The 12,080-nt window shown below is 66.7% G+C and carries 11 protein-coding genes; 2 read left to right on the forward strand and 9 right to left on the reverse strand.

Translation table 11 applies throughout. From position 1 onward, the window contains the following. Positions 1–22: 22 nt before the first annotated feature. Positions 23–1,042, reverse strand: a complete 1,020-nt coding sequence (locus HQ354_RS01670) for a nitronate monooxygenase (RefSeq protein WP_222634046.1) — start codon at positions 1,040–1,042, stop codon at positions 23–25. A 91-nt stretch (positions 1,043–1,133) separates the two neighbouring features. Beyond that, on the reverse strand, positions 1,134–2,981 hold the full coding sequence (lepA, locus tag HQ354_RS01675) for a translation elongation factor 4 (protein WP_243636952.1): 1,848 nt from the start codon (positions 2,979–2,981) through the stop codon (positions 1,134–1,136). A gap of 150 nt (positions 2,982–3,131) precedes the next feature. Here lepA and HQ354_RS01680 point away from each other — a divergent pair, with 150 nt between their 5' ends. Beyond that, on the forward strand, positions 3,132–3,695 hold the full coding sequence (locus HQ354_RS01680) for a type II toxin-antitoxin system PemK/MazF family toxin (protein WP_222634047.1): 564 nt from the start codon (positions 3,132–3,134) through the stop codon (positions 3,693–3,695). Positions 3,696–3,740: 45 nt separating this feature from the next. Here HQ354_RS01680 and HQ354_RS01685 read toward each other — a convergent pair whose 3' ends face one another. From HQ354_RS01685 to HQ354_RS01700, 4 genes are read right to left on the reverse strand one after another with little or no spacing between them, the layout of a single operon-like run. Beyond that, positions 3,741–4,514 carry an aquaporin gene (locus HQ354_RS01685; RefSeq protein ID WP_068423693.1) on the reverse strand — a complete coding sequence of 258 codons (774 nt, stop codon included), beginning with the start codon at positions 4,512–4,514 and terminating at the stop codon, positions 3,741–3,743. Positions 4,515–4,568: 54 nt separating this feature from the next. After that, positions 4,569–5,399, reverse strand: a complete 831-nt coding sequence (locus HQ354_RS01690) for a transglutaminase family protein (RefSeq protein WP_068423695.1) — start codon at positions 5,397–5,399, stop codon at positions 4,569–4,571. Positions 5,400–5,407: 8 nt separating this feature from the next. Continuing rightward, complete coding sequence (locus tag HQ354_RS01695) at positions 5,408–6,382, reverse strand: alpha-E domain-containing protein (RefSeq protein ID WP_068423697.1); 975 nt, start codon at positions 6,380–6,382, stop codon at positions 5,408–5,410. After that, positions 6,383–7,912, reverse strand: a complete 1,530-nt coding sequence (locus HQ354_RS01700) for a circularly permuted type 2 ATP-grasp protein (protein ID WP_240931447.1) — start codon at positions 7,910–7,912, stop codon at positions 6,383–6,385. It abuts the gene before it with no gap. A 380-nt stretch (positions 7,913–8,292) separates the two neighbouring features. Between HQ354_RS01700 and rpsT the strand changes: the two genes are divergently transcribed. Further along, positions 8,293–8,553 carry a 30S ribosomal protein S20 gene (rpsT, locus tag HQ354_RS01705; protein ID WP_068423699.1) on the forward strand — a complete coding sequence of 87 codons (261 nt, stop codon included), beginning with the start codon at positions 8,293–8,295 and terminating at the stop codon, positions 8,551–8,553. An 83-nt stretch (positions 8,554–8,636) separates the two neighbouring features. On the opposite strand, the gene holA is transcribed toward rpsT, so the two are convergent. The 3 genes from holA to HQ354_RS01720 are packed head-to-tail and all read right to left on the reverse strand — an operon-like array spanning position 8,637 to position 12,040. Continuing rightward, the gene (holA, locus tag HQ354_RS01710) at positions 8,637–9,605 is read right to left on the reverse strand and encodes a DNA polymerase III subunit delta (RefSeq protein ID WP_084423640.1); all 969 of its coding nucleotides are present in this window, start codon (positions 9,603–9,605) and stop codon (positions 8,637–8,639) included. A gap of 48 nt (positions 9,606–9,653) precedes the next feature. Further along, entirely contained in the window at positions 9,654–11,192 is a 1,539-nt protein-coding gene (locus tag HQ354_RS01715; RefSeq protein ID WP_167679056.1) for a ComEC/Rec2 family competence protein, read from the reverse strand. Beyond that, positions 11,189–12,040: a helix-hairpin-helix domain-containing protein gene (locus HQ354_RS01720; protein WP_167679054.1), complete on the reverse strand. Its 852-nt coding sequence runs from the start codon at positions 12,038–12,040 to the stop codon at positions 11,189–11,191. Before HQ354_RS01720 ends, HQ354_RS01715 begins: the two co-directional genes overlap by 4 nt. Positions 12,041–12,080 lie beyond the last annotated feature (40 nt).

The following is a 12,080-nucleotide window of genomic DNA, read 5'->3' on the forward strand; positions in this document are numbered from 1 at the left end:
ACATTCGCACGCACGGGCCGCGTCAGCGGCCCAACTGCCTCGCCCATGTCGCCATCAGCTCGGCAGTCGGAAGCGACTGCACGCGAGCATGTCCCGTACCGGCCCACATCGACAGCGCCGACGGATCGTGTGCGGCCGCGGCCTTCGCGCGCATCGGCCCGGTCAGGTAGTGCACGTCGGGGTACGCCAGCGGTGCGTCAGCGGAGTTCTCGCGCATGAAGTCGTTCTCGAGACCCCGTGCAGGGCGCCCCGAGAACGCCCGCGTGACAGCAGTGTTCGCGATGCGGGTGAGCTGTTCACGGTGCACCGGCCTCGTGCCGGCTTCCGGGGTGTCGAGCAACGCGGTCCCGAGCTGAGCTGCGTGCGCTGCACCCGAATCCAACAGCGGCGCAACGTCGTTGCCGTCCATGAGGCCGCCTGCTGCGATGCGCGGCAGGCCCGAGACCGCGGCCACCGCGTCGAGAACCTCGGCCAGCGGAGCCTCGGGCGCAGAACCGTCGAACGTACCGCGATGACCCCCGGCCTCCGGCCCCTGCACGACCAGCGCGTCGACCCCGTTCGCAGTGGCCACCGACGCGTCCTCGGCGCGCGCGACCGTCGCCCACACCTCGGTCCCGACGGCGTGCAGACGTGCGACCTCGTCGGCGGTGAACGTGCCGAACGTGCTCGACACGACGGGCACCGGGTCGGTGATCAGCCACTCGAACTTCTCGGGGTAGAAGTCGTCGCGACGCGGCAGCGCTCCTGGTTCGACGTCGTACTTCTCGAACCAGGGCTGCAGCCGAGCTGCGTAGGCGTCGACGTCGGCGCCCGTCGCGTCCTCGGGCATGAACAGATTGACACCGAACGGCACCGACCCGAGCGTGCCACGCACCCAATTCACTTGCTCGGCAAGCTTTTCGGGCGTCAGCAGCGCACCGGCGATCATGCCGAGGCCACCTGCGCTCGACACTGCTGCCGCCAGCTCGGGCGTCGACGGACCTCCCGCCATGGGTGCTCCGACGATGGGAATCCTCAGTTCGCTCAGTATCCGTGTCGTCATACTGTGCGAACTTACTCCCGGCGGCTGCGCCACCCGTGCGTGCATAGTTGGAGCGGGCGCCAACTTTTCGCGCACGGGCGCCGCAGGCGCACTATTTCTTGGGCTTGTCCGCCGACGACTCCGACGACAGCGCTGCAACGAAGGCCTCCTGCGGCACGTCGACGCGACCGATGGTCTTCATGCGCTTCTTGCCTTCCTTCTGCTTCTCGAGCAGCTTGCGCTTACGGCTGATGTCACCGCCGTAACACTTCGCGAGGACGTCCTTGCGGATGGCGCGGATGTTCTCGCGGGCGATGATGCGCGAGCCGATGGCAGCCTGGATCGGCACCTCGAACTGCTGGCGCGGGATCAGTTCCTTCAACTTGGTTGTCATCTTGTTGCCGTAGGCCGCAGCCGCGTCCTTGTGCACGATCGCGGAGAACGCGTCGACGGCTTCACCCTGCAGCAGGATGTCGACCTTGACGAGGGCCGCGCTCTGCTCGCCGACCTCCTCGTAGTCGAGGCTGGCGTATCCGCGGGTCCGCGACTTCAGGATGTCGAAGAAGTCGAAGATGATCTCGGCCATCGGAATGGTGTACCGCAGCTCGACGCGGGTCTCCGACAGGTAGTCCATACCGCCCAGCTCACCGCGTCGTCCCTGGCACAGCTCCATGATCGAGCCGATGAACTCGCTCGGCGAGATGATGGTGCATCGCACCATCGGCTCGAACACGTCGCGTGTCTTGCCCTCGGGCCAGTACGACGGGTTGGTGACGGTGTGCTCGGTGCCGTCCTCCATCTCGACGCGGTAGACCACGTTCGGTGACGTCGAGATCAAGTCGAGGCCGAATTCGCGTTCGAGACGTTCGCGGGTGATCTCCATGTGCAGCAGGCCGAGGAAGCCACAGCGGAAGCCGAACCCAAGCGCAACCGACGTCTCCGGCTCGTAGGTGAGCGCCGCATCGTTGAGCTGCAGCTTCTCGAGCGCGTCGCGCAGATCGGGGTAGTCGGAGCCGTCGACCGGATAGAGGCCGGAGTACACCATCGGGCGCGGCTCGCGGTATCCCGTCAGCGGATCGGTGGCGCCCTTGCGGAACGTCGTGACCGTGTCACCGACCTTGGACTGGCGCACGTCCTTCACACCGGTGATGAGGTAGCCGACCTCGCCGACGCCGAGACCCGTCGACGCCTTCGGTTCGGGCGACACGATGCCGACCTCGAGAAGCTCGTGCGTCGCACCCGTCGACATCATGGTGATCTTCTCCCGCGGCTTGAGCTCGCCGTCGACGACACGAACGTAGGTGACGACGCCGCGGTAGGTGTCGTAGACCGAGTCGAAGATCATCGCGCGGGCCGGGCCGTCGGGGTCGCCGACGGGTGCAGGCATCTGTTTGACGACCTCGTCGAGCAGTTCCGTGACGCCGACGCCGGTCTTGCCGGACACACGCAGCACCTCGTCCGGCTCGCAGCCGATGATGTGCGCGATCTCGCCCGCGTAGCGATCCGGGTCGGCGGCAGGGAGGTCGATCTTGTTGAGGACCGGGATGATCGTCAGGTCCTTCTCGAGCGCCAGATAAAGATTCGCCAGAGTCTGCGCCTCGATGCCCTGCGCCGCATCGACGAGCAGCACGGCACCTTCACAGGCCTCGAGTGCACGCGACACCTCGTACGTGAAGTCGACGTGCCCGGGTGTGTCGATGAGGTGCAGCACGAATTCTTCGCCGTCGACCGTCCACGGCAGCCGGACGTTCTGCGCCTTGATCGTGATGCCGCGCTCGCGTTCGATGTCCATGCGGTCGAGGTACTGCGCCCGCATCGAGCGATCGTCGATGACACCGGTGAGCTGCAGCATCCGGTCGGCCAGCGTCGACTTTCCGTGGTCGATGTGGGCGATGATGCAGAAGTTCCTGATCCGGGTGGGATCGGTGAACGTCGTGTCGGCGAAGCTGGGCACTCGTATCCTTTGCTGGCGTTTGCAGGAGCAACTGCTCCATGCTCCCACACGAGGGTCGTTCCGCAGGCTTCACTCCCGCCCGTCCCACACCGGCGTCGTTCCACCGGTTCCGCGTCGCGCCGCAGCCGATTCACCGCCTGACTACACTCGGCTCCCATGGCTGGCAACTGGAGCAGACTCGGTAAGGAACTCGGCAAGATCGCACTCCGCGAGGGCCCCAGGCTCTTTCGCCAGCTGCAGAACTCCGGTGCCCTCCAGAAGGGCAAGGACGCTATCGCCTCCAGGACCACGCCCGCCCCGAGCGCTCCCGCCGGGCGGCCGGTGTCGTCGAACGCCGTTCCCACGGCACACCGGGCACGACGCGTCGAATACTCCCCCGACCTCGACGGCAAAGCCGACCCCGGCGAGATCGTGTGGACGTGGGTCACCTACGAAGAGGACGCGAGCCAGGGCAAGGACCGTCCCGTCCTCGTCGTCGGCCGCGACGGCAGCACCCTTCTCGGACTGATGTTGTCCAGCCAGCAGAAGCACGACGGTGACCGAGACTGGGTCGCGATCGGCTCCGGAACATGGGATGCCGAAGGACGGCCGAGCTGGATCCGACTCGACCGTGTCCTGGACGTCCCGGAGACCGGAATCCGCCGCGAGGGTGCCGTTCTCGCGAAGGGCAAGTTCGACGCCGTCGCGGCGCGCTTGCGTTCGGAGTACAGCTGGTCCTGAGTGCCGCTCCGCGACCCGTGCGCGGAAAGTTGGCCTCTGGTGCAACTATCCGCGCACGGGCGGCGCAGCCGCACCGAACACCCCGCGGTAGACGAGCGCGCCCAATGCTCCACCGACGAGCGGGAAGACGACGAACAGCCAGACCTGTCCCATCGCGCCGGGCTGCCACGGGGCGACGGCCAGGCTTCGGGCCGGATTGACCGACGTGTTGTCGATCGGAATCGACACCAGATGGATGACCGCCAGCGTGAAGCCGATCGATACGCCGGCGAGCGGGACGTCGGAGATCTGGTCGGTCGAGGCCAACACGACGAAGACGAGCAACGCCGTCAGGAGCACCTCGACGACGATCGCTGCCGTGATGCCGTACCCGTTCTCCAGGATCCCGCCCAACGGGCCTTCGATCGCCGACGGGCTGTGCGGTCCCCAGCCGTTGGCGCCGAGGCCGTCGACGCTGCGGTCGTACGAGGGAAGACTGTTCGCGATCGCGAACAACACCGCGCCGGCTATCAAGCCGCCGACGACCTGGGCAACCATGAACAGCGCCGTCTGAACGATCGTCAGACGGCCGACGAGCAACTGCCCGAACGTCACGGCCGGATTGACGTGACATCCGGAGATCGGGCCGATCGCGTAGACCAGGAACAACAGGGTCAGGCCGAAGGCGAGCGCGACGCCCAGATTTCCCACCTTGTCGCCGGCGAAGACCGCGGTACCGACTGCGGTGAACACGAGCACGAACGTGCCTATCGCTTCGACGATGTACTTCTTGGTATCGGAGATGACCTCGGGTTCCACGTACTCCTGTGCCGTCGACATAGCCCACCTCTGCTCGATCGAAAAGTCGAAAAGAGAAACCTGCCGAGCAGTAGGTTACGCCAGTCGTGTGATCTCTACCACGACATCGAGGTCGGTGGAACCACCACCCGAATAGATACCTTTCAGGGGCGGGACGTCCGCGTAATCGCGTCCGAGACCCACCGACACGTGCTGTTCGCTGACGGGAATGGCGTTGGTCGGGTCGTAGCCCCACCAGGCGCCGGTCCATGCCTCGATCCATGCGTGGCTCTGCCCCTCGACCGACGCACCGACGACTGCTTCCTTCTTCGGGTGCAGGTAGCCGGAGCAGTAGCGACTCGGGATACCGACGCTACGCAGCAGCAGAAGCGTCAGATGCGCGTAGTCCTGGCAGACGCCCTTCTTCTCCGACCACGCCTCGACAGCCGACGTGTGCACGCCCGTCGTGCCGGGGACGTACGACATCTCCTCGTGTACCCATTCGGCAATTGCGACGACCGATTCCTGGGGCGGTAGGCCCTTCGTCAGCTTCTTCGCGATCGACGCGAGTTGCCGATTCTGCGGCACGTAGACCGTGAAGCCGAGGACTTCGTCGAAGCGGTCGACGACTGCTTCGCTCGCCAGGTACTCCCACGACGCCGTCTCCTCGGGCGGCGTGAACGGGTCGGTCTCCACGACGGACGACCCCGTCACCTCGAGTTCGGTGTGCGGCGCGTGCAGGTCGAACGCGGTCACCGCGGTTCCCCAGTAGTCGGTGTACCGGAACGATCGAGTGACCGGATTGGTCTCGACCCGGTTCAGAATGACGTTCTGTCGGTGGTCGCTTCGTGGCGTCAGACGCGCCTCGTTGTACGACGACGTCACCGGCGCGTCGTACTTGTAGCCCGTGGTGTGCACGACGCGCATACGCCAACTCACAGCTCACCTTCCAGTTGATCTTCGTAGCTCCCCTTGCCTGCGTCGGTCCACGCGACCCACGGCGCGGCGTGAAAGTACTGCTTGGAGATGGCGTCGCCGAGTTCGCGGCACGTCTCCTGCAGCGCGATCAGCCGGTCCTGCAGATCGTCCAACAACGCACCGGGGCGCAGGAACTCCAGTTCGCTTCGGGCTCGACCCAGCAACCGCTGGGCTTCCGCACGAGCGCCGACGCGGCTGTTCGGCTGATGATCGAGCTGATCGAGCGACCGCTCCGCCTCGCTGAGCGCATAGAACACCGATCGCGGAAAAAGCCTGTCCAACAACATGAATTCGAGCACGCGTTGCGCGTCGAGCGCCCCTCGGTACGTCCGAAGGTAGGTGTCGTGCGCACCTGCCGCGCGCAGCACCGTCACCCACGCGGGCGACGACGGCCTGTCCCCCGCGCGTGAGAGCAGCAGCCGCACGACCATGTCGACGCGTTCGACGGAACGGCCGAGGATGAGGAAGCGGTAGCCGTCGTCGTGACTGAGAGTCGAGTCGGCGAGACCGGCGAACATCGCCGCCCTCTCCTCGATGTAACTGAAGAACTCGTGCGGACCGGTGCGTTTCGACGCGCGGATCCGATCACTCAGCCCGTTGTAGGTCGTGTTGAGGCATTCCCACATCTCGGTGGACGTGACTTCCCGTGCGCCGCGGGCGTTTTCGCGCGCACTGGACAGCGAGTCGACGATGGACCCGCCGCCTGTCCGGCTGAACGCGACGAGCTCGGTGAGCGACCACACGTCGAACGACTCGTCGGGCTCGTACCGAAAACCCAGCACGCGCAACAGAACTCGCGAGATGTGGTCCGGGTCGACGGTCGCGTCCTCGAGCAGCTGGTGCACCGTGACGTCGAGAATGCGGGCAGTGTCGTCCGCCCGCTCGACGTATCGCCCGATCCAGTAGAGCGATTCCGCGTTCCGAGCGAGCATCTAGCTGACACCACCGTTCGACTGCTGCTGCTGTTGCTGCTGTTGCTGTTGGTCCATCGTCAGTTCGGGGCCCTGCTCGACCGTCGGCGACTCGGGCGGTTCACTGACGATCTCCTCGCCCGCGAGCTCCTGCTCCTCCTGCGACGTTCGCGTCGCCAGCACCCAGGTGTCCTTGCTGCCGCCACCCTGACTGGAATTGACCACCAGGGACCCCTCCGGGAGCGCGACGCGCGTCAGACCACCGGGCAGCACCCAGACGTCGTCCCCGTCGTTGACCGCGAACGGGCGAAGATCGACGTGACGCGGCACGAGCCGGTCGCCGATCTTGGTGGGAACCGTCGACAGCTGGACGACGGGCTGAGCGATCCACCCGCGCGGATCGGCACGGATCTTCTTGCTGATGGTCGCCAGTTCCTTGGGCGACGCGTCGGGACCGAAGACGATGCCGTAGCCGCCGGAACCTTCGACGGGCTTGATGACGAGTTCGTCGACGCGATCGAGCACTTCCTCGCATTCGTCGTCGAGCCAGCAACGAAACGTGTCGACGTTCGCGAGCAACGGTTTCTCGCCCAGGTAGTAGTCGATGATCGTCGGTACGTACGTGTAGACGAGTTTGTCGTCGCCCACACCGTTTCCGACGGCGCTGGAGATGACGACGTTGCCGGCACGCGCGGCGTTGACGAGCCCAGCGACGCCGAGAACCGAGTCGGGCCGGAACTGCATCGGGTCGAGATAATCGTCGTCGATGCGTCGATAGATGACGTCGACCTGACGCTCACCCTCGGTGGTCCGCATGTAGACGACGTTGTCGCGGCAGAACAGGTCTCGCCCCTCGACCAGTTCGACGCCCATCAGACGAGCGAGCAGCGAATGTTCGAAGTAGGCCGAGTTCGCGACTCCCGGGGTCAGAACGACGACGGTGGGGTCGGCCTCGTTCAGTGCGGCGGACGCACGCAGGGCGCGAAGGAGGTGCGACGCGTAATCCCCCACCGCGCGGACTCGATGCGTCGCGAACAGATCGGGGAACACGCGCGCCATCGTGCGGCGGTTCTCCATGACGTAGGACACGCCGGACGGCGAGCGCAGGTTGTCCTCGAGGACGCGGAAGGTGCCCTGGGCGTCGCGCACGATGTCGATGCCGGCGACGTGGATACGGACACCGTTCGGCGGGACGATGCCGATCGCTTCGCGGTGAAAGTGCTCACACGAGGTGACGAGGCGCTTCGGGACGACGCCGTCGCGCAGAATCTCCTGGTCTCCGTAGATGTCGGCGAGGAACATCTCCAACGCCTTGACGCGCTGCTTGAGGCCACGTTCGAGTCGAGACCACTCACCCGCCGCGATGACGCGCGGCACCTGGTCGAGCGGAAACGGCCGCTCCTGACCGGACAGCGAGAACGTGATGCCCTGGTCGATGAAAGCGCGGCCCAACGCATCGGACCGCGCGTCCAGGTCGGCCGAGCTCGACGGTTCGAGTGCAGTGTGAATTCCTTTGTAGGGCGTTCGGGTCTTTCCTTCGCCGTCGAACATCTCGTCGAACGCCGAGCCGTACTTCCCGTTGTCGAGGTAACCGTCGAACACCCCGTCGATGACGGGATTCGCACGTGCCGCGGATTTGGACTTCGTCTTGGCCTTGGCCTCTGGGGCTGCGGCGCCTCCGGATCGCGGACTCATTGTCGACATGTTGCTACAGAGACTGGCGTCGAGCGCGCTGGACACGTTAAATTCTCGAAACACGGCCCGTCCCGCACGGCCCGGCGCGACGCCGCGTCGACGGATTGGGTTCTGCGACGCCCAGCTGGTATTCTCGATCTTCGGCGCTGGGCTGCAATGGCTCCGCAGCAGACTTCGGGCATTCCAGCATGGATCGCCCTGACCGGAATATCGACGAAGACAGAAGGATTTTACGCGTGGCCAACATCAAGTCCCAGAAGAAGCGCATTCTCACCAACGAGCGCAACCGCCTGCGCAACCAGTCGGTGAAGTCCTCGCTGCGGACGATCATTCGCTCCTTCCGCACCGCTGAGGCTGCAGGCGACAAGGCAACGGCGTCCGCCATCGCCGTCACCGCAGGTCGTCAGCTGGACAAGGCAGCCAGCAAGGGCGTCATCCACAAGAACCAGGCAGCCAACAAGAAGTCAGCTCTGGCTCTGGCTGTCAACAAGCTCTGATTCAGACCTTCTCGTAGAGAACCTCGCAAGAACCCGCTCGGATCACCGAGCGGGTTCTTTGCTGTTCGCTCCGCTTCGGCCGGTCAACTACCGAGGCCGGCCACGACGGCCACCGCGTGCTCGACGGCGTAATCCGCGTCGGCTGCTTGGCCTTTGACGTCGGCGTTCAACTGCGCGACGATCTGCAACGCCTCCCCGATCGACTGCCCGTTCCAGCTGCGCGCCTGGGCCTGCGCCTTCTTGATCTTCCACGGCGGCATGCCGAGTTCACTCGCCATACGGAACGGGTCCCCGCGACCCGCCGACCCGACCAGCGCGATGGTCCGCACCGCGTCGGCGAGCGCGTCGGCAAGCAGGACGTGGGGCACACCCCGGTGCATCGCCCACCGCAGGGCCTCCAGCGCGCCTGCACCATCCCCTGCGACGGCCTTCTCGGCGACGTCGAAACCGGAGACTTCGGCTTTGCCCGAGTAGTAGCGGCGTACCGCGGCCACGTCGACCTTGCCCGCGGTGTCGGCGACCAGCTGCGAGCACGCCGCCGCTAGTTCACGCAGTTCGGAACCGACGGATTCGACGACGGCCTCGACGACGTCGCCGCTGACCCTGACACCCGCAGCGGTGAATTCTCGTTTGACGAAGTCGGGGCGGTCGCCGGGCTTCAGCTTGGAGCAGTCGTGCGTGACGGCACCGGCCTTCTGCAGCGCACCGGCCATCGCCTTCGCGCGGCCACCGCCGGAATGCATGACGACGAGGACGGCCCCGGCAGGCGGATCCGCGGCCGCGTCGAGCACGAGGGCGACGGCGTCCTTGCCCGCCTCGGCTGCCGCCTCCAGCACGACGACGCGGTCCTCCGCGAACAGAGACGGGCTGAGCAGCTCGGCGAGTTCGGGGGCGGTGGCATCGCCTGCACGCAGCTTGGTGACCGGCACCTCGTCACCCTCGGGTGCCCCGGCGCGCACATCGGCGACGATCGACGCGACCGCCCGATCCATGAGCAATTCCTCGTCGCCGAGTACGAGGTGCAGAGGAGAAACCGAGGCTGTCGCAGTCACAGCACAGATCGTGCCATGCCGGTCCGACGCTCTCCGAATGCGCCGACGTCACAAGAGTGCCGTTGCCACCCACGCGAGTGTCGCCGCCGCACAGAGCACTCCGCACACCCATCGGATGGGCCGGAATCGCAATGCCACGAGGACGACAAGCGTGCCGCCGAGAACGAGCCCTGCACCGGCGATGCCGTCCGGAACGACGATCGCACCCCCGGGAGCCGACGCGGCCCAGTGCGCGACGGCAATCAACCACCACAGCGGCGCGGACGCCAGTTCGAGGACGAGTGCGGCGAGTCCGATCGAGACCGGTGCGATCGTTGCCGCGGTCGCACCGACGACGGTGATCGGCGCGACGACCGGCGCGACCACGATGTTGGCCAGTACACCGACCACCGAGAACGTGCCCGCCATCGCCGCCACCACCGGGGCCGTGACGGCGTGAGCCGCCACCGCCACCGCGACGATCTCGGCACCGGCCCTCCCCCACCCGTGACGACGCAGCCAGTCCACCCAGACCGGCGCGAGCACGACGAGACCGGCGGTCGCGAGCACCGACAACGCGAATCCGAAGTCGACTGCCAGTTCCGGCCACCACGCGAGCAACACCAGCACTGCGGTGCACAACGCGGGGACCGCCTGACGACGGCGCCCCGTCACGAGCGCGAGCAGTCCTATTCCGCCCATCACGGCCGCGCGCAACACGCTCGGCGACGGACGCGCGACCACGACGAAACCCAGCAACACGACGGCACACACCACCACCGTCGGGCGTGGACCGATTCCGATCCCCCGCGTCAACAACAGCACGGCACCCAGGACGATCGAAAAGTTGGCTCCCGAGACGGCGTTCAGATGTGTCAGACCTGCTGCCTTGAAATCGCTTTCGACGTCGTCGGGCAGTGCCGAGACGTCTCCGACGACGAGACCGGGCAGCAGCCCGGCCTGATCGTCGGGCAGCGCTGCCCCGGCGGCCGACGTCAGATCACGCCGTATCGAATCCGCTGCGACGCCGATCGGACCTGGATCGCCCACCAGCAGCGGCGGTCCCTGCGTTCGAACGACCGCGAGCGTCAGATCGGCGCGGTCCGGCAGTGCGAGCCGACCACGCAGCGTCACCGATTGGCCTGGCACCACGTGCTCCCACCCGTCGGCGGGCGCGACGACGAGAATTCGACCGCCGTGACGAACGGGAACACCTCCGATGTCGATCTGCTCGAGTTCCGCTCGTACCGACACCGTTGCGGGACCGGGGTAGCGCAACCGACGGGGATCCTCACGAACCACGACCGCCGCGCTGACCCACGCCTTGTCCGCCGCTGCCGACGTGACAGGGCTCGATTCGATTGCCGACGAGTGCAGTGCCGTCGCGCCCGAGTAGCAGGCGCCCGCTACCGCGAACGCGATCAACCCGACGCCCCATCCCACTCCTCTGGTCGAAACACACAGCAGCGCAGCAACACTCGTGCAGACGACGGCGAGAACCACGGCGACGGCCGATCCGAACAGCACCCCGGCGACGGTCGCGGTCCACGCCGCGGCCGCGGCGGGTACCAACCGAATATCGAACGGCCGGATGGCCGGTTCGTTCACACCGAGACCTGAGTGCGCAGCTTCTCCAGTCGGACCGGGCCGATGCCGTCGACCTCCGACAGTTGGTCGACGGAGGTGAAGCGACCGTTCACCTCCCGCCACGCGACGATGTTGGCGGCCGTGACAGGACCGACGCCCGGCAGCGCGTCGAGCTCGGCCACCGACGCGTCGTTCAGATTCACCGGACCGCCGCCGACAGGGCCGGCTGCCGCCGTCGAATTGCCCTGCGTACCAGCCTGACTCGTCGTTCCGCTGACGATCGGACGCCCCTCGGGCGGCAGCGCGCCGACCACGATCTGATCGCCGTCGGCGACTTTCGCCGCGAGATTGAGCGCGACGACGTCGCCGCCGTCGCGGGCTCCACCCGCCGCGGCGAGGGCATCGGCGACGCGGGATCCGACCGGGAGATGAACCAGACCGGCGTTGACGACGAGCCCGACGACACTGACGACGATGTCGACCGGCGGTTCGGGAACTCCGGACGAAGCACCATCGGACGCAGCACCGCCGGACGCAGCATTACCGGACGCCGAAGCGCCCTCCGAAACAGGCTGCACGACAGGGAGAGCCGGAACCGGGGCTACGGCGGGCGCGTCACGAAGCCAGCCGTACGCCGCCACGAGGACGACGACCAGGCCCACCCCCGCCAACGCGAACATTCCCTTGCGTCCCGGGTCCACGCGCGCGCCGCGCCACCGTTCGGGTAGATACGCCGACAGGGCTGTGTCGCGACGATCGTCGGCGAGCAACCAGTTCGGTTGTCCGGTGCGATCGTCGTCGTGTTCGCCCGTCGATCGTGGCGGTGCAGATCCGGCGCGCGACACCGTACGGTTCTCGAGACTTGCCATGGGCCGACGCTAACCCGGCGACGATTCCGGCCTGGCTCCT

Source organism: Rhodococcus sp. BP-261, from assembly GCF_019835205.1.
Classification (GTDB): domain Bacteria; phylum Actinomycetota; class Actinomycetes; order Mycobacteriales; family Mycobacteriaceae; genus Rhodococcoides; species Rhodococcoides kyotonensis_B.

What these genes read in the sequence shown, in the direction of transcription:
- HQ354_RS01670 (WP_222634046.1), bottom strand. Translation starts at nt 1,042, where the DNA reads ATGACGACACGGATACTGAGCGAACTGAGGATTCCCATCGTCGGAGCA.
- HQ354_RS01680 (WP_222634047.1), top strand. Translation starts at nt 3,132, where the DNA reads ATGGCTGGCAACTGGAGCAGACTCGGTAAGGAACTCGGCAAGATCGCA.
- HQ354_RS01685 (WP_068423693.1), bottom strand. Translation starts at nt 4,514, where the DNA reads ATGTCGACGGCACAGGAGTACGTGGAACCCGAGGTCATCTCCGATACC.
- HQ354_RS01690 (WP_068423695.1), bottom strand. Translation starts at nt 5,399, where the DNA reads ATGCGCGTCGTGCACACCACGGGCTACAAGTACGACGCGCCGGTGACG.
- HQ354_RS01695 (WP_068423697.1), bottom strand. Translation starts at nt 6,382, where the DNA reads ATGCTCGCTCGGAACGCGGAATCGCTCTACTGGATCGGGCGATACGTC.
- HQ354_RS01700 (WP_240931447.1), bottom strand. Translation starts at nt 7,912, where the DNA reads ATGTTCGACGGCGAAGGAAAGACCCGAACGCCCTACAAAGGAATTCAC.
- HQ354_RS01720 (WP_167679054.1), bottom strand. Translation starts at nt 12,040, where the DNA reads ATGGCAAGTCTCGAGAACCGTACGGTGTCGCGCGCCGGATCTGCACCG.